The organism is Pantoea septica (genome assembly GCF_002095575.1).
Lineage (GTDB): Bacteria > Pseudomonadota > Gammaproteobacteria > Enterobacterales > Enterobacteriaceae > Pantoea > Pantoea septica.
The window spans coordinates 95,061-117,580 of record NZ_MLJJ01000002.1 but is presented as its reverse complement, the minus strand read 5'-3'; the positions used below and the strand labels follow the sequence as shown (position 1 = coordinate 117,580).

Below are 22,520 nucleotides of genomic sequence, written 5' to 3'. Positions count from 1 at the left end.
CAGAATCTGCACTTATCGTGAAGCCGGCCGTAAAGCCTCTGCGCGATAAGTTAAGCGCGCGAGGAATTATCTAATTCACCGGAAGTTAGGCAGAAGAAAATGCTGAAGACGAAATCATTTTCAGCGGGTTATAAGAAATAATAAAAAATTAATTCCGCCTGCGTCAGCCCACAATTTTCCTGCGAAATTCATTTCTGGCGTAATTAACTCTGAAATAAAGGCGATGCACGACAATATGCTGCCGAGCAGCGGTAAAACAGTTCTGCTCCCGCGGTTGAGACGAGCCTTAAAAAGAACATAAAATCAAACAGATAAAATAAAATCATCGCAGCACGCCGCCTCTTCCGCGCGCCATTTCCCCGTACATTGTCTGTTCCACTGATCTGGCGCGAAATCGCAGAATTATTTCCTTAACGTCCGCCGAAAATACCCTTTTACTTATGGTTGACATCACGTCGCGATTCCAGTACCAATATGTGCAGCACAAAATTTTACGAGGTTCGAATCCATGTTTCATTCATTCCGCCTACTCGGTCTACTACTTAACGCATTCAGTTTGCGCGGTAGACTCGTGGGCAGAATCAAACACTGATTCGAACCTGCTGAAAGTTAAAAACCCGCGCCTTGCGCGGGTTTTTTTATGCTCGTTGCACGGTGAAGTTAACGCATAAGGATGAATACGATGAGCCAGCAAGTCATTATTTTCGATACCACTCTGCGCGACGGTGAGCAGGCATTACAGGCCAGCCTGAGTGTGAAAGAAAAATTGCAGATCGCACTGGCGCTGGAGCGCATGGGTGTCGACGTGATGGAAGTCGGTTTTCCGGTCTCGTCGCCGGGCGACTTTGAATCCGTACAGACCATCGCGCGCACCATTAAAAACAGCCGCGTCTGCGGGCTGGCGCGCTGCGTCGAGAAAGATATCGATGCCGCTTATGAAGCGCTGCGCGTGGCGGAGGCCTATCGTATTCACACCTTTATCGCCACCTCGCCGATGCATATCGCCACCAAACTGCGCAGCACCCTGCCTGAGGTGATCGAGCGCGCGGTGCACATGGTGAAACGCGCGCGCAACTATACCAGCGACGTAGAGTTCTCCTGCGAAGATGGCGGCCGCACGCCGATCGACGATCTGTGCCGCGTTGTGGAGGCGGCGATTAACGCCGGCGCCACCACCATCAACATCCCAGACACCGTGGGTTACACCCTGCCGGGCGAATACGCCAGCATCATCAGCCAGCTGATCAATCGCGTGCCCAATATCGACAAAGCGATTCTGTCGGTGCATACCCATGACGATTTAGGCATGGCGACCGGCAATGCGCTGGCTGCCGTCCAGGCGGGCGCGCGCCAGGTGGAAGGCACGCTGAACGGTCTGGGCGAGCGCGCCGGCAACTGCGCGCTGGAAGAGGTCATCATGGCGATCAAAACCCGCCAGCAGATCCTGAACGTGCATACCAATATCCATCACCAGGAGATCTACCGCACCAGCCAGATGGTCAGCCAGATCTGCAATATGCCGATCCCGGCCAACAAAGCGGTGGTCGGCTCTAACGCCTTCGCCCACTCCTCCGGCATTCATCAGGACGGCGTGCTGAAAAACCGCGAGAACTACGAAATCCTGACGCCGGAGTCGATCGGCCTGCACAAAATCCAGCTGAACCTGACCTCGCGCTCCGGCCGCGCAGCGGTGAAACACCGCATGGAAGAGATGGGCTACAAAGAGAGCGACTACAGCCTGGACGCGCTGTATGACGCCTTCCTGAAACTGGCCGACAAGAAAGGCCAGGTGTTCGATTACGATCTGGAAGCGCTGGCCTTTATCAATAAACAGCATGAAGAGCCGGAATATTTCCAGCTGAACGAATTCAACGTGCAGACCGGCTCCAGCGTCACGGCGACCGCCTCGGTGCAGCTGGGCTGCGGCGAAGAGACCAAAGCAGACGCCGCCACCGGCAACGGCCCGGTCGACGCGGTGTATCAGGCGATCAACCGCATTACCGGCTTCGAAGCCGAGCTGGTGAACTACAAGTTAACGGCGAAAGGCCACGGCGAGAACGCGCTGGGCCAGGTGGATATCGTAGTCAACTATAACGGACGCAAATTCCACGGCGTGGGTCTGGCGACCGATATCGTCGAATCCTCCGCGAAAGCGATGGTGAACGCGCTGAACAATATCTGGCGCGCCAAAGAAGTCGAAAAAGAATTGCAGCGCAAATTTCAGAAGGAAACGGTGTAACTATGTCTACCTCTTCTCATATCGCAGTATTGCCCGGCGACGGCATCGGCCCCGAAGTCATGGCGCAGGCCCTGAAAGTGCTGGACGCCATTCGTCACCGCTTTGATATGCGCATCACTACCAGCGAGTATGACGTTGGCGGCATCGCCATCGACCGTCACGGCGAACCGCTGCCGCCCGCCACCGTCGCAGGCTGCGAGCAGGCCGACGCCATCCTTTTCGGCTCGGTCGGCGGCCCCAAATGGGAGCATCTGCCTCCCGCCGCGCAGCCGGAGCGCGGCGCGCTGCTGCCGCTGCGCAAGCATTTCAAATTGTTCAGCAACCTGCGTCCCGCCGCGCTCTACCAGGGGCTGGAAGCTTTTTGTCCGCTGCGCGCCGATATCGCCGCGAAAGGTTTCGATATTCTGTGCGTGCGCGAGCTGACCGGCGGTATCTACTTCGGCCAGCCGAAAGGTCGTGAAGGCAGCGGCCCGCATGAGCGCGCCTTCGACACCGAGGTTTATCACCGTTTCGAGATTGAACGCATCGCTCGCATCGCCTTTGAGTCAGCGCGCAAGCGTCGCAATAAAGTCACCTCTGTCGATAAAGCCAACGTGCTGCAGACCTCCGTGATGTGGCGCGAAATCGTCAATGAAGTGGCGCAGGATTATCCCGACGTGCAGCTGAGCCATATGTATATCGATAACGCCACCATGCAGCTGATTAAAGACCCGTCCCAGTTCGACGTACTGCTCTGCTCCAATCTGTTCGGCGACATTCTCTCCGACGAGTGCGCGATGATCACCGGCTCGATGGGCATGCTGCCGTCAGCCAGCCTGAATGAAGAGAGTTTCGGTCTGTATGAGCCGGCGGGCGGATCCGCGCCGGATATCGCCGGGCAGAATATCGCGAACCCGGTGGCGCAGATCCTGTCGCTGTCGCTGCTGCTGCGCTACAGCCTGAATGCGGACGCCGCCGCCGACAGCATTGAGCGCGCCGTCAGCCGCGCGCTGGAAGAAGGCTACCGCACCCGAGATTTGGCCGGTGATGGCCCCGCCGTCACCACGGATGATATGGGCAGCGTGATTGCCCGCTTTATCGCCGAGGAAAAATAAAATAATGAAAACCTTATACCAGAAGTTATTTGATGCACATGTCGTTCACGAAGCGCCTGACGAGACGCCGCTGCTCTATATCGATCGTCACCTGATCCATGAGGTGACGTCGCCGCAGGCTTTCGACGGTCTGCGGGCCCACGGCCGCAAAGTGCGTCAGCCGTCGAAGACGTTCGCCACCATGGACCATAACGTTTCGACCCAGACCAAAGATATCAACGCCTCCGGCGAGATGGCGCGCATCCAGATGCAGGAGCTGATGAAGAACTGTGCCGAGTTCGGCGTGCAGCTCTACGATCTGAATCACCCGTTCCAGGGCATCGTGCACGTTATCGGGCCGGAGCAAGGCATGACGCTGCCGGGCATGACCATCGTCTGCGGCGATTCGCACACGGCTACGCACGGCGCGTTCGGTTCGCTGGCTTTCGGCATCGGCACCTCGGAAGTCGAGCATGTTTTCGCGACCCAGACGCTGAAGCAGGGTCGTGCGAAGACCATGAAAATCGAGGTGCTGGGCGACGCCGCGCCGGGCATCACCGCGAAGGATATCGTGCTGGCGATTATCGGAAAAACCGGCAGCGCGGGCGGCACCGGCCACGTGGTCGAGTTCTGCGGCCCGGCTATCGAAGCGCTGAGCATGGAAGGTCGCATGACGCTGTGCAATATGGCGATCGAGATGGGCGCCAAGGCGGGCCTGGTCGCGCCGGACGATACCACCTTTAACTACCTGAAGGGCCGGCAGTTCGCGCCGCAGGGCGAGAAGTGGGAGCAGGCGGTAGAGTACTGGCGCACCCTGAAGTCGGACGAAGGCGCGCGCTATGACGCCGTGGTGACGCTGAACGCCGCCGATATCGCGCCGCAGGTGACCTGGGGCACCAACCCGGGCCAGGTGATCGCCGTGGATGAGCCGATCCCGAACCCGGCCTCGTTTGCCGACCCGGTCGAGCGCGCCTCGGCCGAGAAGGCGCTCGCCTATATGAATCTGCAGCCGGGCATTCGTCTGACTGACGTGGCGATCGACAAGGTATTTATCGGCTCCTGCACCAACTCGCGCATTGAAGATCTGCGCGCCGCTGCGGCTATCGCCAAAGGGCGCAAGGTCGCGCCGGGCGTGGTGGCGATGGTGGTGCCGGGCTCCGGTCCGGTGAAAGCGCAGGCGGAAGCGGAAGGTCTGGACAAGATTTTTCTCGAAGCGGGCTTCGAATGGCGCCTGCCGGGGTGCTCGATGTGCCTGGCGATGAACAACGACCGTCTGAATCCGGGCGAGCGCTGCGCCTCGACCAGCAACCGTAACTTTGAAGGGCGCCAGGGCCGCGGCGGACGCACGCATCTGGTCAGCCCGGCGATGGCCGCCGCCGCCGCGGTTTCCGGCCATTTTGCCGACATTCGTGAACTGACAGGAGCGTAATCATGGCGAATAAATTTACTCAGCATACCGGCATCGTCGCCCCGCTGGACGCGGCGAATGTCGACACCGACGCCATTATTCCCAAGCAGTTTCTGCAGAAGGTGACGCGCACCGGCTTTGGCGCCCATCTGTTTCACGACTGGCGCTTTGACGACGATGCCGGCACCGTGCCGACCGCCAGCTTTGTGCTGAACAAGCCTGAGTTTCAGGGCACCAGCATTCTGCTGGCGCGCGAAAACTTTGGCTGCGGCTCGTCGCGCGAGCATGCGCCCTGGGCGCTGACCGATTTCGGTTTTCACGTGGTGATTGCGCCGAGCTTTGCCGACATTTTCTACGGCAACAGCTTTAACAATCAGCTGCTGCCGGTGCGCCTCAGCGAAGAGCAGGTGGACGAGATGTTTAAGCTGGTGGCGGCGCAGCCGGGCATCCGCTTTACCGTCGATCTGGAAGCGCAGACGGTGACGGCGGGCGATAAAGTCTATTCGTTCGAGATCGACAGTTTTCGCCGCCACTGCATGCTGAACGGACTCGACAGCATCGGCCTGACGCTGCAGCACGAAGCGGCGATTGCCGACTACGAACAGCGCCAGCCTGCGTTTCTGAATTAAGGCATAGCTGTTTGCAGATTGGGAACTAACGCGTATGGCTGGGTCCGATCGCAAAGTCGCTCAAGGCATCCCTGCTCGCTCGGCCCGCGACATCCTTGTCGCGGGACGCTTTGCTCCTCGGCCCCAGCCACCCGCGTTTTAAGCTTTAGCGCTGCCTGTGTAAAAAAGCGGTGCCTTCCTAAACGTTCTTCACGCGCGCCGACATGGCGAACGCCGCGACGGCCAGCACCAGCGCCAGCCAGTACACCGCAATATGTCCGAAGCGCTCGCTCAGCGTCCCCTGAATCACGCCGGCCAGAATCATCCCGGTCGAGATAGAGTTGGTGAACATCGTGGTCGCCGCGCCGGGCCGGCCAGGCATCAGATCCTGAAACCACAGCATGCCGATGCCAGCGATAATGCCGATAAACACCGCGTTAAACAGCTGTAGCGCCATCAGCGCCGTCTGCGAGGCGAACATCGCCAGCCCGGCGTAAAACAGAATGCCCGCCGCCACCGCGATCAGCATCAGATTGCGCTTGCCGACGCGCTTCGCGTAGTGCCCGGCCAGCAGCATGACCGGGATCTCCAGCCCGGCCGCCGTCCCCATCAGCAAACCCGCCAGCTTCTCCGGCAGACCGAGCGTGACGCTGATATAGAGCGGCATATCGATGATATACATGGTATTGCAGGTCCACATGGTTACCGAGGCGATAAACAGCAGGCGCACGTCGCGATCGCGCCAGCCGCTCAGCGGCATGCCGCCGCTCTGCATCAGCGGCTCGGCGCGCGGCACCGACGGCAAGGTAAACTTGATCAGCAGGATACAGACCAGAAACAGCGCCGCTGCCACCAGAAAGAGCGTCACAAAGCCGAAGTTAAGCGCCAGCGCAAACGACAGCGGCGGGCCGATGACCCAGGCGAGCGAAAGCTGCGCGCGCATTACCGAGCTGAACATCACCGCTTCGCGCGCCGACTGGTCGGCATACTCGCGCGCCAGCGCGAAGATCTGCGGCATCGACACGCTGGCCAGCGCCGAGAGGAGCACGCCGAGGGTAATCAGCGTCAGGTAGTGGCGGGTAAAGGCGAACAGCAGCGCGTTGCAAAACGCCATCGCGCAGCAAAAAAGGATCAGCGTACGGCGATCGCCGCGGCTGTCGGAGCGCTTAGCCACCAGCATGCTGACCAGGATGCCCGCGATGGCGTTGACGGTAAAAAAGAGCCCGACCCAAAGGGGACGCGCCTGCACCTCGCGCGTCAGAAACAGACTCAGCGTCGGCGCCTGCAGCGCGCCGGCGACGCCGATCATAAAAGAGGCGGCCATAAAGGCGAGAAAGACCGGATTAATAGGGCGTTTCCGGGTTAACGGCGACTTCATAGCGACATCCCTTTGCAGTGACGGAAACAGGAAAAACAGGAGAATGGATTCTAGCGCAACAGAAAAAAGCCAGCAGGAAAAATCGCTGCTGGCGGTGTAATTGCACCCTACTCAGATCAAATCCCGCCGCAGCGGAATCATGGTCGAGCGCCATTCCATGCGGAATGCCTCCCGCTCTTCCAATAGCGCTAAGTTTGCCCTTAATATGAGGCAGGAAAAACTGAGCGCTTTTCACAGGGAGTTCCCCTTTTATGTCCTCATCACGCCTTAAGCAGCAGTTCATCCGCCTGTGGCAAAGCTGCCAGGGCGAAAGCCAGCTGGTCACGCTCAGCGAACTGGCCGAACGGCTGCACTGCTCGCGTCGCCATATGCGCAACCTGTTGAATGCGATGCAGGAGGCAGGCTGGCTCACCTGGCAGGCAGAGGCGGGACGCGGCAAGCGCTCGCAGCTCAGCTTCTGCTACACCGGCCTGGCGCTGCAGCAGCAGCGCGCCGAGGATCTGCTGGCGCAGGATCGCATCGATCAGCTGGTGCAGCTGGTCGGCGACAAGGCGGAGGTGCGCCAGATGATCCGCGCCCATCTCGGCCGCAGCTTCCGCCAGGGCAAACATATTTTGCGCGTACTCTATTATCGCCCGCTGCTTAACCTGCTCCCCGGCTCGCCGCTGCGCCGCTCCGAAACGCATCTGGCGCGGCAGATTTTTAACGGCCTGACGCGCATAAATGAGGAAAATGGGGAAGTCGAGGCGGATATCGCCCATCACTGGCAGGCGATATCGCCGCTGCACTGGCGTTTTTACCTGCGCCCGGCGATCCGCTTTCATCACGGCCGCGAGCTGGAGATGGCGGACGTCACGTCGAGCCTGGAACGCCTACGCCCGCTGCCGCTCTTCTCCCATATTCGACGCATCGATTCGCCCGCGCCCTGGACGCTGGATCTTCATCTCAGCGAACCGGACGACTGGCTGCCGTGGCTGCTCGGCAGCGTCAGCGCCATGATTCTGCCGCGCGAATGGCCGCAGATGCGCGACTTCGCGCGACATCCCGTCGGCACCGGCCCCTATCGCGTGGTGCGCAATCAGCAGAGTCAGCTGAAGATCGAGGCGTTTGACGACTATTTCGGCTTCCGCGCGCTGATCGACGACGTCTCGATCTGGGTGCTGCCGGAGATCAGCGACGAGCTGGTCTACTCCGGCGTGCGCCTCCAGGGCGCCGCCGAGGATGAAAAGTCGGAAGAGAGCCGCCTTGAAGAGGGCTGCTATTTTCTCCTGTTCGATCAGCGCTCCGCCCTGGGACGCGACGCCGACGTCCGGCGCTGGCTCTGCCATCTGTTGAATCCCATCGCGCTGCTCAACTATGCCGAGGCCGGCTATCAGCGCTACTGGTATCCCGCTTACGGCCTGCTGCCGCGTTGGCATCACCGCCGCGACCTGACGCCGGCGGCCAGGCCGCCCGGTCTGGAGAGTCTGACGCTGACCTGGTACAGCCAGCACGTCGAGCATGAGGGCATCGCCAACGCGCTGCGCCCGCTGCTGGCGCAACACAACGTGCGGCTGATCACCCGCGCGGTCGACTATGAAACCTGGCATCAGGGCGAGGCAGAAAGCGACGTCTGGCTCGGCAGCGTCAACTTCACTCTGCCGCTGGAGTATGCGCTGTTTGCCCAGCTCTACGAAATCCCGCTGCTGCATCACTGTCTGCCGCTCGACTGGAAAGCCGACGCCGCACGCTGGCGGCGCAAAGCGCTGCCGCTCGCCGAATGGAGCAAGCGGCTGCTCGATGCGGACGGTTTGCATCCGCTGTTTCATCACTGGCTGCTGCTGGAAGGTCAGCGCAGCATGCGCGGCGTGCGGCTCAATACGCTCGGCTGGTTCGACTTCAAATCCGCCTGGTTCGCGCCGCCGACGCGGTGACGCTTTCCCCCCGCCGGCGAAATGTCTAGAATGAGCCGTTCTCAACGGGGTGCCTGCGAAAGGCTGAGAAAAACCCGTCGAACCTGATTCGGTTAATACCGACGTAGGGATTTGAGAGGCTGCTACGCTCAGATCCTTTGCGACTCATAACAACTCTCCCCAGGAGCGCAAAGTGGTTAAACAGATTCTCCCTCTGCTGATGTTGCTGTCCGTGTCGGCGCTGGCGGCAAAACCTGCCCTGACCGTCTACACCTACGACTCCTTCTCCGCCGAATGGGGCCCCGGCCCCGCGGTAAAAAAAGCCTTTGAAGCGCAGTGCGGCTGCGAGCTGCGCTATGTGGCGCTGGAAGATGGCGTCTCGCTGCTGAACCGCGTGCGCATGGAAGGCAAGAACAGCAAGGCCGACGTGGTGCTCGGCCTCGACAACAATCTGCTGCAGGCGGCGCAGCAAACCGGCCTGTTCGCCAAAAGCGAAGTCGATCTCCATAGCCTGACGCTGCCGGGCGGCTGGCAGGATCACACCTTCGTGCCCTTCGACTACGGTTACTTCGCCTTCGTCTACGACAAAACGCGCCTTAAAAACCCACCGGCCAGTCTGAAAGAGCTGGTGGAAAGCCCGGAGAAATGGCGCGTGATCTATGAAGACCCGCGCACCAGCACGCCGGGTCTGGGCCTGCTGCTCTGGATGCAGAAAGTCTACGGCGACAACGCGCCGCAGGCCTGGCAGAAGCTGGCGCAGAAAACCGTTACCGTGACCAAGGGCTGGAGCGAAGCCTATGGCCTGTTCCTGAAAGGCGAAGGCGATCTGGTGCTGAGCTATACCACCTCGCCCGCCTATCACCTGATTGAAGAGAAAAAAGAGAACTACGCCGCGGCGCCGTTTGCCGAGGGCCACTATTTGCAGGTCGAAGTCGCCGCGCAGCTGGCCGGCAGCAAGCAGCCGAAGCTGGCGCAGCAGTTTATGCAGTTTATGCTGACGCCCGCCTTCCAGAACGCCATCCCGACCGGAAACTGGATGTATCCGGTCATTAAAAGCGAGCTGCCGGCGGGTTTCCAGACGCTGAGCGTGCCGCAAACCGCGCTGCAGTATAGCCCGCAGCAAGTGGCGCAGCAGCGCGCAGAGTGGATTAACGCATGGCAACGCGCCGTCAGCCGCTAATCCCGCTGTGGATGGCGCCGGGCAGCGCTGCCGCGCTGCTGCTGTGCGGCGTGGCGCTGCTGGCGTTCGGCGCGCTCTGGGCCAGCGCGCCGGCAGGCGACTGGCGTGGGCTGCTACATGACAGCTATCTGCGCCACGTGGTGCGCTTCTCCTTCACCCAGGCGCTGCTCTCCGCCCTGCTGTCGCTGCTGCCCGCGATACCGCTGGCGCGCGCCCTCTACCGCAGGCGTTTTCCCGGCCGCCAGCTGCTGCTGCGCCTCTGCGCCATGACGCTGGTGCTGCCGGTGCTGGTGGCGGTCTTCGGCCTGCTGACGGTCTATGGCCGCGCCGGCTGGCTGGCGCAGCTCTGCCAGCAGTTCGGCATCGACTACCGCTTTTCGCCCTATGGTCTGCAGGGCATTCTGCTGGCGCACTGCTTTTTCAACCTGCCGCTGGCGACGCGCCTGATGCTGCAAACGCTGGAGAATATTCCAGGCGAACAGCGTCAGCTCGCTGCCCAGCTCGGGCTGCGCGGCTGGCACTTATTCCGCCTGCTGGAGTGGCCCTGGCTGCGCCGTCAGCTGCTGCCGACCGGCGCGCTGATTTTTATGCTCTGTTTCGCCAGCTTCGCGACCGTGCTCTCGCTGGGCGGCGGACCGCAGGCCACCACCATAGAGCTGGCGATCTTTCAGGCGCTGAGCTACGACTACGATCCTGGCCGCGCCGCGCTGCTGGCGCTGATCCAGCTCGCCTTCTGCCTGACGCTGGTGCTGCTAAGCCAGCGCTTCAGCAAGGCGATTCCGGCAGGCAGCGCGCAGCTGCGCGGCTGGCGCGATCCGCACGATTCGCGGCGCGCGCGCATCGGCGACGGCCTGCTTATCGCGCTGGCGCAGCTGCTGCTGCTGCCGCCGCTGCTGGCGGTTATCGTCGACGGGCTGCGCGGCGTCTCGGGCGGCGCGCTGGCGCAGCCGGCGCTGTGGCAGGCGACGCTGACCTCGCTGCGCATCGCCCTCGGCGCGGGCGCGCTCTGCGTCACGCTCACCATGATGCTGCTGTGGAGCAGCCGCGAGCTGCGCCTGCGTCAGCGCCTGCTGCCTGCGCAGGTGATGGAGACCAGCGGCATGCTGATTCTGGCGATGCCGGGCATCGTGCTGGCGACCGGCTTCTTTTTACTCTTCAACGCCACCGTCGGGCTGCCCGACTCGCCCGACGGGCTGGTGATCTTCGCCAATGCGCTGCTCGCCATTCCCTATGCGCTAAAGGTGCTGGAAAACCCGATGCGCGACAGCGCCGAGCGCTATTCGCACCTGTGCGCGTCGCTGGGGATCGCGGGCTGGAACCGACTGCGGCTTATCGAGCTGCGCGCGCTGAAGCGCCCGCTGGCGCAGGCGCTGGCCTTCGCCTGCGTGCTCTCTGTCGGCGACTTCGGCGTGGTGGCGCTGTTCGGCAGCGCCGACTTCCGCACTTTGCCTTTTTACCTCTATCAGCAGACCGGCGCCTATCGCGGCGCGGACGGCGCGGTTACCGCTCTGCTGCTGTTAGCGATCTGCCTGCTGCTGTTTACCCTGATGGAAAAATTACCTGGCCGCCATGCTGACACTGACTAATCTGACCTACCTCTACCAGCATCTGCCGATGCGTTTCAGCTTCAGCGCCGAACGCGGCGAGCGACTGGCGGTGCTCGGTCCCAGCGGCGCGGGTAAAAGTACGCTGCTTAGCCTGATCGCCGGCTTTCTGCCGGTGAGTCAGGGCGCGCTGCGCATCGACGGCGCGGATCACGCCCATAGCGTGCCGTCGCAGCGTCCGGTGTCGATGCTGTTTCAGGAGAACAATCTGTTTCCGCACCTCAGCGTGCAGCAGAATATGGCGCTGGGTCTGCACCCAGGGCTGAAGCTGAACGCCGCGCAGCGGCGGCAGCTAGAGGAGATTGCCGAGCAGGTGGGATTAAGCGATCTGCTGACGCGCCTGCCTGGCCAGCTCTCCGGCGGCCAGCGCCAGCGCGCCGCGCTGGCGCGCTGTCTGCTGCGCGACCGGCCGGTGCTGCTGCTGGACGAGCCCTTCTCGGCGCTCGATCCGGCGCTGCGTAACGAAATGCTGCAGCTGGTGCGGCGCGTCTGCGAGGCGCGGGCGATTACCCTGTTGATGGTGTCGCATAGCCTGGAGGATGCGCAGCAAATCGCGCCGCGCAGCCTGGTGATCGTCGATGGCCGCGTTTACTGGGACGGCGCGACCGAGACGCTGCTGTCGGGCGACACGCGCGAGGCCGACGTGCTCGGCGTCGCACGCGCATCAGGCAAAGAACACCTGCCATAACAGCTGGCGAAACAGCGGCATCATCGGATGGAACTGGATCGCCGCGAAGGCGGCGACCGCGATAGCGATGCCCAGCGGGGCCAGCCAGCGCAGGCGCGCAGGCGGCAGATACGCCGTCGCCCAGTCGCGGCTTTTGCCGCTGCGCCACCAGCGCCAGCCGAGCCAGCAGCCCAGCCATACCAGCAGCGCCACCAGCAGTAACAGCCATTTAAACGCGCCGCTCTGCGCATCCTTCGGCACGTCGATCGCCACGCCCGCCAGAATGCCGGGCAGCAGATAGAGCGGCGGCCACAGCACGCAGCCAATCAGGTTCGGCGGCAGAAACTTGCGCACCGGCAGCTCGAGCATGCCGGCCGCCAGCGGGATCAGCGGACGCGTCGGCCCGACGAACCGGCCGACCAGAATGGTGAACATGCTGTGCTGATGCAGCGCGTGCTCGGTTTTATCCAGCAGCCCTTTGTATTTCTGCAAATATTTCCAGCGGTGCAGCGGTCCCTGAAACTTCCAGCCGATGCCGTATGAGATCCAGTCGCCCAAGAGACAACCCACAAAGCCCGCTGCCCAGGCGGGATAAAGCCCAATCTGTCCGCTGCCGACCAGCGCGCCCAGGCTCGCCATCATCACGGTGCCCGGCAGCAGCAGGCCGACAAAGGCCAGCGATTCAAGAAAGGTCACCAGCGCAACGGCGATCAGCGCGTACTCCAGCGACTGCGTAAACAGATGTTGAATCCAGGCTTCCATAACCTTCCTTACTCATACCAGGGATGCTGGATTGTCCAGAGGCGGCACGGCAGCGTCAAGGTAAGAATTGTAGGGCGACGTTGACAAAAGCGCGCCGCGCGCACTGGATAAATAACCATGTTATACTCTGGCTGTTTTTTCGTCTGGAGCCGATGTGAATACGCCCCGCGCAGGATTCCTGCTTACCCGCCACTGGCGCGACAGCGCCCAGGGCATCGAAATCGTTTTCTGGCTGGCGACGGACAGCGGCCCGCAGCGTCTGGCGCTGCCGGCTCAGGAGTCGGTAGCCTTTATTCCGTGCGACTATCGGCCGCAGGTGGAAGCGCTGCTGCGCGACGAGCGTCAGGTGCGTCTGCAGCCGCTGGCGCTGAAGGATTTTCGCCGCCGCCCGGTCTTCGGACTTTACTGTCGTCAGCATCGCCAGCTACAGCGGCTGGAAAAGCTGCTGCGCGAACAGGGTATTCCGGTGTTCGAAGCGGATATCCGCCCGCCGGAGCGTTTCCTGATGGAGCGCTTTATCACCGCGCCGGTATGGTTCAGCGGCGAGCCGCAGGGCGACGCGCTGGTCAACGCTCGCCTGAAGCCCCATCCCGACTATCGTCCGCCCTTGAAATGGGTGTCGCTGGATATCGAAACCACCCAGCATGGCGAGCTCTACTGCATCGGCCTGGAGGGGTGCGGCCAGCGGCAGGTCCTGATGCTGGGTCCGCCCAACGGCGACGCCAGCGCGCTCGACTTCGATCTCATCTATTTCGATACCCGCCCGCAGCTGCTGGAAGCGCTCAACGCCTGGTTCGCCGAGCACGATCCCGACGTGCTGATCGGCTGGAACGTGGTGCAGTTCGACCTGCGCGTGCTGCAAAAACATGCCGACCGCTACGCCATTCCGCTGCGTCTCGGGCGTGAGAACACGCCGCTGGAGTGGCGCGAGCACGGCTTCAAGCCCGGCGTCTTTTCCGCCAGCGCGGCCGGCCGCCTGATTATCGACGGCATTGAGGCGCTGAAATCCGCCTTCTGGACATTTCCCTCCTTTAGCCTGGAGGCGGTGTCGCAAACCCTGCTGGGCGAAGGCAAAGCGATCGATAACCCCTGGCACCGCATGGAGGAGATCAACTGGCGCTTCGCCAACGATAAGCCGGCGCTGGCGCGTTACAACCTCAAGGACTGCGAGCTGGTCACGCGCATTTTCCATAAAACCGCGATCATGCCGTTTCTGCTGGAGCGCGCCTCGGTCAACGGCCTGGCGGCGGATCGCCACGGCGGATCGGTGGCCGCCTTCAGCCATCTCTATATTCCGCGTATGCACCGCGCAGGCTTCGTCGCGCCCAATCTCGGCGAGGTCGCGCCGGAAGCGAGCCCCGGCGGCTACGTGATGGATTCCCGTCCCGGCCTTTACGATTCCGTGCTGGTGCTCGATTACAAAAGCCTTTATCCGTCGATTATCCGCACCTTCCTGATCGATCCGGTCGGGCTGGTCGAAGGTCTGGCTCATCCCGACGACGCCGATTCGGTGCCCGGCTTCCGCGAAGCGCGCTTTTCGCGCCACACCCACTGCCTGCCCGCCATGGTCGAGCAGATCTGGCAGGGGCGCGAGGCGGCGAAAAAAAGGGGCAACCAGCCGCTGTCGCAGGCGTTGAAAATCATTATGAACGCCTTTTACGGCGTGCTCGGCACCAGCGCCTGCCGCTTCTTCGATCCGCGGCTCGCTTCGTCGATTACGCTGCGCGGCCACGCCATTATGCAGCAGACGCGCGAGCAGATAGAGGCTCAGGGCTTTGATGTCATTTACGGCGATACCGATTCGACCTTCGTCTGGCTGAAATCGCCCCACAGCGAAGCGGAAGCGGCCGCCATCGGCCGCAGGCTGGCGGAGCAGATCAACGCATGGTGGCGCGCGCATCTGCAGCAGCAGTACGGCCTCGACAGCGCGCTGGAGCTGGAGTATGAAAATCACTTCAGCCGCTTTCTGATGCCGACCATTCGCGGCGCCGAACAGGGCAGCAAAAAGCGTTACGCCGGGCTGATCCGCGACGGCGCAAACGAGCGGCTGGTGTTCAAAGGGCTGGAGTCGGTGCGTACCGACTGGACGCCGCTGGCGCAGCAGTTTCAGCAGGCGCTCTACGGCCATATTTTCCGCGGCGAGCCCTGGCAGGATTACGTGCGCGACACCGTGGCGCGGCTGCTGGCGGGCGAGCTGGACGACCTGCTGGTCTATAAAAAACGGCTGCGCCGCCCGCTGGCCGACTATGAGCGCAACGTGCCGCCGCACGTGCGCGCCGCGCGGCTGGCGGATGAGCAGAACCGCAAGCTGAATCGTCCGCTGCAGTATCAGAACGGCGGCTCGATCCGCTACGTGATGGCCACCGCAGGCCCGGAGCCGCTGGAGGCGCGCGTCACGCCGCTGGATTACGATCACTACGTCAACAAACAGCTGCAGCCGGTGGCGGACGGTATTTTGCCTTTCGTCGACGGCGACTTTGCTACACTGATTACTGGGCAGCTGGGGCTTTTTTGACAGGTGACGAACGGCCTGCCTTCCAGTACCATAGCGCCCTTCCTGCATCTCACCGCTCTTAAAACCTGACCAGACCGCCCTTTGTCTGGGGAAAAGGTATTGCCTGTGGCGGGGAAACATCACCAAAAACACCTTAAAAATTCGAGCTAGAAAAATATGGTTTTTACATTAGGTCAGCGCTGGATTAGTGATACGGAAAGTGAACTGGGGCTCGGAACCGTCGTGGCGGCGGACGCCCGCATGGTTACGCTGCTGTTTCCGGCCACGGGCGAAAACCGCCTGTATGCCCGTAACGATTCTCCGGTGACTCGCGTTATCTTTAATCCGGGCGATACGGTGACCAGCCACGAAGGCTGGCAGATGCGCGTCGATGAAGTACGCAACGAAAATGACCTGATGACCTATATCGGCACGCGTCTCGATACGGATGAAAGCGAGGTGATGCTGCGTGAGGTGATGCTCGACAGCAAGCTGGTATTCAGCAAACCGCAGGATCGCCTGTTTGCCGGCCAGCTCGATCGTATGGATCGCTTCGCCCTGCGCTATCGCGCCCGCAAATATCAGAGCGCGCAGTATCGTCTGCCGGTAAGCGGTCTGCGCGGCATGCGCACTAACCTGATCCCGCATCAGCTGCATATCGCCCACGATGTGGGTCGCCGCCATGCTCCGCGCGTGCTGCTGGCGGACGAGGTGGGCCTCGGCAAAACCATCGAAGCCGGCATGATCATCCAGCAGCAGCTGCTGGCCGGACGCGCCGAGCGCGTGCTGATCATCGTGCCGGAAACCCTGCAGCATCAGTGGCTGGTCGAGATGCTGCGCCGCTTCAACCTCCACTTCTCGCTGTTCGACGATGACCGCTACGCCGAAGCGCAGCACGACAGCGACAACGCCTTCGAGACCGAACAGCTGATTATCTGCTCGCTCGATTTCGTACGCCGTAACAAGCAGCGTCTTGAGCTGCTCGCAGAGGCCGAGTGGGATCTGATGGTGGTCGACGAAGCGCACCACCTCGCCTGGAGCGAAGGCGAGCCCAGCCGCGAATATGCGGTTATCGAAAAGCTGGCGGAGCAGATCCCCGGCGTGCTGCTGCTGACCGCAACGCCGGAACAGCTGGGAATGGAGAGCCACTTCGCCCGTCTGCGTCTGCTCGATCCCAATCGCTTCCACGACTTCGCGCAGTTTGTCGAAGAGCAGCAGCACTTCCGCCCGGTCGCCGACGCGGTCTCTTCACTGCTGGCCGACAAAGCGATCTCGCAGGAAGAGATGAACATCATCAACGATCTGGTGGGCGAGCAGGATATTGAGCCGCTACTGCAGGTCGCTAACAGCGAACGCGACGGCAAACTCGACGCGCGCAAAGAGCTGATCGCCATGCTGATGGATCGCCACGGCACCAGCCGCGTGCTGTTCCGCAACACGCGTAACGGCGTGAAGGGCTTTCCGAAACGCGAGCTGCACCAGATCCGCCTGCCGCTGCCGGCGCAGTATCAAACCGCCATCAAGGTCTCCGGCATCATGGGCGCGCGCAAAAGCGCGGAAGAGCGCGCGCGCGACCTGCTCTATCCCGAGCAAATTTATCAGGAGTTCGAAGGCGACAGCGGCACCTGGTGGAACTTCGATCCGCGCGTCGAGTGGCTGCTTGGCTACCTGACCAGCAACCGCAAAGAGAAAGTGCTGGTGATCTGCGCCAAGGCGGCCACCGCGCTGCAGCTGGAGCAGGTGCTGCGCGAGCGCGAAGGCATTCGCGCGGCGGTATTCCACGAAGGGCTGTCGATCATCGAACGCGACCGCGCCGCCGCCTGGTTCGCCTCGGAAGAGAACGGCGCGCAGGTGCTGCTCTGCTCCGAAATCGGTTCCGAAGGACGCAACTTCCAGTTCGCCAGCCGTCTGGTGATGTTCGATCTGCCGTTTAACCCGGATCTGCTGGAGCAGCGCATCGGCCGTCTCGATCGTATCGGCCAGGCGCACGATATTCAGATCATGGTTCCCTGGCTGGAGAAAACCGCTCAGGCGGTGCTGCTGCGCTGGTATCATGAAGGGCTCGACGCCTTCGAGCACACCTGCCCCACCGGCCGCACCATTTACGACAGCGTGCATCAGCCGCTGATCGACTTCCTCGCCGCGCCGGAAAACAGCGAAGGCCTGGATGAATTTATCGCCGAGTGCCGCAAGCAGCACGAGTCGCTGAAGTCGCAGCTGGAACAGGGCCGCGACCGCCTGCTGGAGCTCAACTCCAACGGCGGCGAGTCGGCGCAGGCGCTGGCGGCGGAGATCGCCGCGCAGGACAACGACACCGAACTGGTGAACTTCGCGCTGAACCTGTTCGATATCGTCGGCATTAATCAGGAGGATCGCAGCGATAACCTGATCGTGCTGACGCCGTCCGACCATATGCTGGTGCCCGATTTCCCCGGCCTGCCGGAAGATGGCTGCACCATCACCTTCAACCGCGACCAGGCGCTGTCGCGCGAAGATACTCAGTTCATCACCTGGGAGCATCCGCTGATCCGCAACGGCCTGGATCTGATCCTCTCCGGCGACACCGGCAGCTGCGCGCTGTCGCTGCTGAAAAACAAGGCGCTGCCGGTCGGCACGCTGCTGGTGGAGATGATCTACGTGGTCGAGGCGCAGGCACCGAAGCATCTGCAGCTGACGCGCTTCCTGCCGCCGACGCCGATCCGCATGCTGCTGGATCGCAACGGCACCAACCTGGCGGGCAAGGTAGAGTTTGAAAGCTTCAACCGCCAGCTTAATGCGGTGAATCGCCATACCGGCAGCAAGCTGGTCAACGCGGTACAGCAGGATGTGCACGCGATTCTGGTGCAGGCGGAAGAGAAAGTGGTGCCGGAAGCGCAGGCGCTGATCGCCGCGGCGCGCGCCGAAGCGGATGAGAAGCTGGGCGCGGAGCTGTCGCGTCTTGAGGCGCTGAAAGCGGTCAACCCCAACATCCGCGAAGATGAGATCGAGGCGCTGGAGAGCAATCGCCAGCAGGTGCTGGAAAGCCTGAGCCAGGCCAACTGGCGTCTGGACGCGCTGCGTCTGATCGTGGTGACGCATCAGTAATCTATCGGGGCCGTTTGGCCCCTTTTACTTTAGGCAGAAAGCGAATACATCATGGAACCCTATAATCCGCCGCGCGAACCCTGGCTGCACATCCTTTATCAGGATGCGCACATTATGGTGGTCAATAAGCCGAGCGGGCTGCTGTCGGTGCCGGGCCGTCTGGAAGAGCACAAAGACAGCGTAATGACGCGCATACAGCGCGACTATCCGCAGGCGGAATCGGTGCATCGCCTCGATATGGCCACCAGCGGCGTGCTGGCGGTCGCCTTAACCAAGGCAGCGGAGCGCGAGCTGAAGCGCCAGTTTCGCGAGCGCGAGCCGTCAAAAAGCTACGTGGCGCGCGTCTGGGGCCATCCGGCAGCGGAAAAAGGGGTTATCGATCTGCCGCTGATCTGCGACTGGCCGAACCGGCCGAAACAGAAGGTCTGCTTTGAAACCGGCAAAGCGGCGCAGACCGAGTATGAAGTGCTGGCTTTTCTGGACGACAACAGCGCGCGCGTGGCGCTAAAGCCAATCACCGGCCGCTCGCACCAGCTGCGCGTGCACATGCTGGCGCTGGGCCATCCTATCCTGGGCGACGGCTTTTACGCCCATCCCGACGCGAAAGCCCGCGCGCCGCGCCTGCTGCTGCATGCCGAATCGCTGACCATCACGCATCCGGCATTCGGCAACAGCATGACCTTCCGCCAGCCCGCCGATTTTTAAGCGGGCTCGCGCGCTACTTAAAGCCTTTCTCGCGGCGAATCAGATCGTAAGCCGCCTGAATCTCCTGCGCCTTCTGTTTCGCCATCTCCATCATCTCCGGCGGCAAGCCTTTCGCCACCAGCTTGTCGGGATGATGCTCGCTCATCAGCTTACGGTAGGCGCGCTTAATGGTGGTGGCGTCGTCGCTGCTTTTCACCCCCAGCACGCTGCAGGCGTCCTCCAGCGTCGGCCCGCGCTGCGCCTGCTGATAGCCGCCGCCTTGCCCGCCGCCGAACTGCTGGCCGCCCTCCATCATGCGCAGGAACTGATCGAACTGAATGCGCGAGATGCCGAGCTCTTCGGCGATCACATACAGCACCTGACGCTCGTTCGGATGCAGCGAGCCGTCGGCGAAGGCGGCCTGAATCTGAATTTCCAGAAACATCCGAATCAGATCGAAGCGGCCGAAACAGGCGCTGCGCAGCTCGCGCAGTTTGCTGCGCAGCGGATAGTCGCCCTGCTTGCCTTCGCGGAAGGCGCGCTGCGCGGCGGTGCGCGCATCGCCGTGCAGCTGCATGCGATCCATTAATAAAGAAGCGATTTGAATATCGGCTTCAGTGACGCGCCCTTTCGATTTGGTAAGGTGGCCCATCACCTGAAAAGTGGTCAGAAAAAACAGCGTCTGGCGGGTTTGGTTATTCGCGAACCAGGCCTGTCCTTTTGCGCCGCGAACCTTATCGATCAGATGGCCTATCGCCAGGCCGAACACAATGCCCCAAAAACCGGCGCCGGAAAGCAGCCCCAGCACCAGCCCAATAACTTTTCCCCAGTAGCGCATAAACTCCTCAATTCGCCATGCTTGCGGCTGAAAATTGCATTATCATACCTGTCATTTATCCCAGCGCCTAACGGCAACGCGGACAGACACGGATTAACACTGGCACAACGCCGGGCAGTACGTTAGTCTCTGAGCCGATTGTCGGCATGATGCCAGTTTTCATGGAATTCTCGATACCGCGTATGAATAAACGACTACCTACCCTGCTGGCCACCATGATCGGCGCAGCGATATCCAGTCAGTCTGCCCTGGCCGACGATCTTATGTCGCAGTGTATGCTGGGCGTGCCGAGCTATAACCGCCCGCTGGTCACTGGCCAGACGAACCAGCAGCCGGTCACGATTCATTCCGACGCGGCGAAGGGAAACTATCCGGACGACGCGGTATTCACCGGCAATGTGGATGTGCAGCAGGGCAACAGCCGCCTGCAGTCGGATGAAATGCAGCTGCATCAGCGCCAGCAGGAAGGGCAAACCACGCCGGTTCGCACCGTCGACGCGCTGGGCAATGTGAGCTATGACGACAATCAGGTCATCCTGAAAGGTCCGAAAGCCTGGTCCAATCTGAATACCAAAGACACCAACGTCTGGAACGGCAACTACCAGATGGTGGGCCGTCAGGGACGCGGCGACGCCGATCTGATGAAACAGCGCGCCGATAACCGCTACACCATTCTGGAAAACGGCAGCTTCACCTCCTGCCTGCCCGGCTACAACAGCTGGAGCGTCGTGGGCTCGGAGGTCATCCAGGATCGCGAAGAAGAGGTGGCGGAGATCTGGAACGCCCGCTTTAAGCTGGGCGCGGTGCCGATCTTCTATAGCCCCTATCTTCAGCTGCCGATCGGCGATCGCCGCCGCTCCGGCTTCCTGATCCCCAACGCGAAATATGGCAGCAGCAAAGGCTTCGAATTTGTCCTGCCCTACTACTGGAACATCGCGCCGCAGGCGGACGCCACCATTACGCCGCACTACATGTCGAAGCGCGGCATGCAGCTGGAAAACGAATTCCGCTACCTGACGCAGTTCGGCGCCGGCCTGATGGAGTTCGACTACCTGCCGTCGGACAACCAGTATGATAAAGACAAAGCGGCGCGTAATATCGCGGAAGACAAGAGCAACGACCGCTGGCTCTTCTACTGGCGCCACGCCGGGGTCTACGATCAGCACTGGCGCTTTAACGCCGATTACACCAAAGTCAGCGATCCTTACTACTTTAACGATCTCGACTCGAAATATTACAACTCAACTGACGGCTATGCGACGCAGAAGTTCAGCTTCGGCTATGCCGACACGAACTGGGACGCCACGCTCTCCAGCCGCGACTTCCAGGTCTTCGGCGACACCAGCAGCAGCAACGTCTATCGCGCGCAGCCGCAGCTCGATCTGAACTTCTACCAGAACGACATCGGTCCGTTCGACGGCCGCATTTACGCGCAGGCGGTGAAGTTCACCAACGTCAACAATAACTATCCTGAAGCGACCCGTCTGCACGTCGAGCCGACGCTGAACCTGCCGCTCTCTAACGGCTGGGCGAGTCTGGATACCGAAGCGAAGTTCCTCGCCACGCACTATGAGCAGGATTCGCTGGATTACTACAACGCCAACCTGGCGGATGCAGCCAACAGCCAGAGCGGCCAGCTGAAAAGCACGGTGAACCGCACCATGCCGCAGTTCAAGGTCGACGGCCGTCTGGTATTCGACCGCGATATGGACTGGGCGGCAGGCTACACCCAGACGCTCGAGCCGCGCGTGCAGTATCTCTATATTCCATACCGCAACCAGAGCGATATCTATCCGTACGACTCGACGCTGCTGCAGACCGACTATACCGGCCTGTTCCGCGACCGCACCTATAGCGGCCTGGATCGCATCGCCTCCGCCAACGAGGTATCGACCGGCGTCACCACGCGTATTTATGATCAGGATCTGGTTGAACGTTTTAACGTTTCCGTGGGTCAAATCTACTCGTTTACCCCTGCGCGTACCGGCGTGAACCAGACCAACAAAGAAGATGACACCGGCAGCCTGATCTGGGCCGGCGACACCTACTGGAAAGTCAGCGATCGCTGGGGCGTTCGCGGCGGATTGCAGTATGACACCCGTCTCGACAACGTCGCACAGGGCAATACCGTGCTGGAGTATCGTCGCGACGCCGACCGCGTTCTGCAGCTGAGCTATCGCTACAGCAGCCCGGAATATGTGGCCAGCGCGCTGAACAACTCCGACCTGGTGAACAACCCGATCTACAAAAAGGGAATTTCACAGGTAGGCGGCACCGCCAGCTGGCCGATTGCGGACGCCTGGTCAGTGGTGGGCGCGTACTACTACGATACGCGCAACCAGAAACCGGCCTCGCAGCTGGTTGGCCTGCAGTACAGCTCCTGCTGCTACGCGATCCGCGTCGGTTACGAACGCAAGATCAACGGTTGGGAAAACAACGACAGTAAGTATGACAACCAAATCTCATTCAACATTGAGCTGCGTGGTTTGAGCTCCGGTTATGGCTTAGGCACCGACCAGATGCTGCGTCAGGGCATTATCCCTTACCAGCGCGCTTTCTGATGTTGCGATGTTTGACTGGTAATTCCCGCACTGCGGAAACAACTATGG

The 22,520-nt window shown here is 61.4% G+C and carries 17 protein-coding genes and 1 riboswitch; of the genes, 13 read left to right on the top strand and 4 right to left on the bottom strand.

From position 1 onward, the window contains the following. The first annotated feature begins 508 nt into the window (after positions 1–508). The 5 genes from leuL to leuD all read left to right on the top strand — a co-directional run bounded on the left by leuL (position 509) and on the right by leuD (position 5,349). On the top strand, positions 509–592 hold the full coding sequence (gene leuL / locus HA46_RS21510) for a leu operon leader peptide (protein ID WP_127908400.1): 84 nt from the start codon (positions 509–511) through the stop codon (positions 590–592). 90 nt (positions 593–682) lie between these two features. Further along, positions 683–2,239 carry a 2-isopropylmalate synthase gene (leuA, locus tag HA46_RS01665; RefSeq protein ID WP_033793477.1) on the top strand — a complete coding sequence of 519 codons (1,557 nt, stop codon included), beginning with the start codon at positions 683–685 and terminating at the stop codon, positions 2,237–2,239. Positions 2,240–2,241: 2 nt separating this feature from the next. Continuing rightward, positions 2,242–3,333, top strand: a complete 1,092-nt coding sequence (leuB, locus tag HA46_RS01660) for a 3-isopropylmalate dehydrogenase (protein WP_084881985.1) — start codon at positions 2,242–2,244, stop codon at positions 3,331–3,333. A 4-nt stretch (positions 3,334–3,337) separates the two neighbouring features. After that, a complete protein-coding gene (gene leuC / locus HA46_RS01655) occupies positions 3,338–4,741 on the top strand; it encodes a 3-isopropylmalate dehydratase large subunit (protein ID WP_084881984.1) in 1,404 nt (467 codons plus the stop codon). A 2-nt stretch (positions 4,742–4,743) separates the two neighbouring features. Next, on the top strand, positions 4,744–5,349 hold the full coding sequence (gene leuD / locus HA46_RS01650; RefSeq protein ID WP_084881983.1) for a 3-isopropylmalate dehydratase small subunit: 606 nt from the start codon (positions 4,744–4,746) through the stop codon (positions 5,347–5,349). Positions 5,350–5,527: 178 nt separating this feature from the next. Here leuD and HA46_RS01645 read toward each other — a convergent pair whose 3' ends face one another. Both HA46_RS01645 and HA46_RS20665 read right to left on the bottom strand, forming a co-directional pair. Continuing rightward, a complete protein-coding gene (locus HA46_RS01645; RefSeq protein WP_084881982.1) occupies positions 5,528–6,706 on the bottom strand; it encodes an MFS transporter in 1,179 nt (392 codons plus the stop codon). Continuing rightward, on the bottom strand, positions 6,672–6,941 hold the full coding sequence (locus HA46_RS20665) for a hypothetical protein (protein WP_143807566.1): 270 nt from the start codon (positions 6,939–6,941) through the stop codon (positions 6,672–6,674). Before HA46_RS20665 ends, HA46_RS01645 begins: the two co-directional genes overlap by 35 nt. A 16-nt stretch (positions 6,942–6,957) precedes the next feature. On the opposite strand from HA46_RS20665, the gene sgrR reads away from it, so the two are divergent. The 4 genes from sgrR (at position 6,958) to thiQ (ending at position 12,070) form a co-directional block, all read left to right on the top strand. Then, positions 6,958–8,619, top strand: a complete 1,662-nt coding sequence (gene sgrR, locus HA46_RS01640) for an HTH-type transcriptional regulator SgrR (RefSeq protein WP_033793472.1) — start codon at positions 6,958–6,960, stop codon at positions 8,617–8,619. A 35-nt stretch (positions 8,620–8,654) separates the two neighbouring features. Next, positions 8,655–8,747, top strand: a riboswitch (TPP riboswitch). Between the two features lie 44 nt (positions 8,748–8,791). Further along, entirely contained in the window at positions 8,792–9,778 is a 987-nt protein-coding gene (gene thiB / locus HA46_RS01635) for a thiamine ABC transporter substrate binding subunit (RefSeq protein ID WP_084881981.1), read from the top strand. Beyond that, the gene (gene thiP / locus HA46_RS01630) at positions 9,754–11,364 is read left to right on the top strand and encodes a thiamine/thiamine pyrophosphate ABC transporter permease ThiP (RefSeq protein ID WP_084881980.1); all 1,611 of its coding nucleotides are present in this window, start codon (positions 9,754–9,756) and stop codon (positions 11,362–11,364) included. The genes thiB and thiP overlap by 25 nt, the downstream gene beginning before the upstream one ends. After that, entirely contained in the window at positions 11,348–12,070 is a 723-nt protein-coding gene (gene thiQ / locus HA46_RS01625) for a thiamine ABC transporter ATP-binding protein ThiQ (protein WP_084881979.1), read from the top strand. The genes thiP and thiQ overlap by 17 nt, the downstream gene beginning before the upstream one ends. On the opposite strand, the gene HA46_RS01620 is transcribed toward thiQ, so the two are convergent. Continuing rightward, positions 12,047–12,811, bottom strand: coding sequence for a DedA family protein (locus tag HA46_RS01620; protein WP_033749460.1), 765 nt, complete (start codon positions 12,809–12,811; stop codon positions 12,047–12,049). The genes thiQ and HA46_RS01620 overlap by 24 nt on opposite strands. Positions 12,812–12,965: 154 nt before the next feature. On the opposite strand from HA46_RS01620, the gene polB reads away from it, so the two are divergent. From polB to rluA, 3 genes are all read left to right on the top strand, one after another. Further along, positions 12,966–15,326 carry a DNA polymerase II gene (gene polB / locus HA46_RS01615; RefSeq protein WP_084881978.1) on the top strand — a complete coding sequence of 787 codons (2,361 nt, stop codon included), beginning with the start codon at positions 12,966–12,968 and terminating at the stop codon, positions 15,324–15,326. Between the two features lie 156 nt (positions 15,327–15,482). Then, positions 15,483–18,389 carry an RNA polymerase-associated protein RapA gene (rapA, locus tag HA46_RS01610; protein ID WP_084881977.1) on the top strand — a complete coding sequence of 969 codons (2,907 nt, stop codon included), beginning with the start codon at positions 15,483–15,485 and terminating at the stop codon, positions 18,387–18,389. 51 nt (positions 18,390–18,440) lie between these two features. After that, complete coding sequence (gene rluA / locus HA46_RS01605) at positions 18,441–19,094, top strand: bifunctional tRNA pseudouridine(32) synthase/23S rRNA pseudouridine(746) synthase RluA (protein WP_033793463.1); 654 nt, start codon at positions 18,441–18,443, stop codon at positions 19,092–19,094. Positions 19,095–19,107: 13 nt separating this feature from the next. Here the strand turns inward: rluA and djlA are convergent, their stop codons facing one another. Continuing rightward, on the bottom strand, positions 19,108–19,911 hold the full coding sequence (gene djlA, locus HA46_RS01600) for a co-chaperone DjlA (protein WP_033793462.1): 804 nt from the start codon (positions 19,909–19,911) through the stop codon (positions 19,108–19,110). 182 nt (positions 19,912–20,093) lie between these two features. Between djlA and lptD the strand changes: the two genes are divergently transcribed. Further along, positions 20,094–22,472, top strand: a complete 2,379-nt coding sequence (lptD, locus tag HA46_RS01595; RefSeq protein WP_084881976.1) for an LPS assembly protein LptD — start codon at positions 20,094–20,096, stop codon at positions 22,470–22,472. Positions 22,473–22,520: the final 48 nt, after the last annotated feature.

Bases quoted from the DNA above. Each gene is read 5' to 3' on its own strand.
- rluA (WP_033793463.1), top strand. From the start codon at position 18,441: ATGGAACCCTATAATCCGCCGCGCGAACCCTGGCTGCACATCCTTTAT.
- leuB (WP_084881985.1), top strand. From the start codon at position 2,242: ATGTCTACCTCTTCTCATATCGCAGTATTGCCCGGCGACGGCATCGGC.
- leuD (WP_084881983.1), top strand. From the start codon at position 4,744: ATGGCGAATAAATTTACTCAGCATACCGGCATCGTCGCCCCGCTGGAC.
- thiP (WP_084881980.1), top strand. From the start codon at position 9,754: ATGGCAACGCGCCGTCAGCCGCTAATCCCGCTGTGGATGGCGCCGGGC.
- leuA (WP_033793477.1), top strand. From the start codon at position 683: ATGAGCCAGCAAGTCATTATTTTCGATACCACTCTGCGCGACGGTGAG.
- thiQ (WP_084881979.1), top strand. From the start codon at position 11,348: ATGCTGACACTGACTAATCTGACCTACCTCTACCAGCATCTGCCGATG.
- rapA (WP_084881977.1), top strand. From the start codon at position 15,483: ATGGTTTTTACATTAGGTCAGCGCTGGATTAGTGATACGGAAAGTGAA.
- leuC (WP_084881984.1), top strand. From the start codon at position 3,338: ATGAAAACCTTATACCAGAAGTTATTTGATGCACATGTCGTTCACGAA.
- sgrR (WP_033793472.1), top strand. From the start codon at position 6,958: ATGTCCTCATCACGCCTTAAGCAGCAGTTCATCCGCCTGTGGCAAAGC.
- HA46_RS01645 (WP_084881982.1), bottom strand. From the start codon at position 6,706: ATGAAGTCGCCGTTAACCCGGAAACGCCCTATTAATCCGGTCTTTCTC.
- djlA (WP_033793462.1), bottom strand. From the start codon at position 19,911: ATGCGCTACTGGGGAAAAGTTATTGGGCTGGTGCTGGGGCTGCTTTCC.
- lptD (WP_084881976.1), top strand. From the start codon at position 20,094: ATGAATAAACGACTACCTACCCTGCTGGCCACCATGATCGGCGCAGCG.
- leuL (WP_127908400.1), top strand. From the start codon at position 509: ATGTTTCATTCATTCCGCCTACTCGGTCTACTACTTAACGCATTCAGT.
- HA46_RS01620 (WP_033749460.1), bottom strand. From the start codon at position 12,811: ATGGAAGCCTGGATTCAACATCTGTTTACGCAGTCGCTGGAGTACGCG.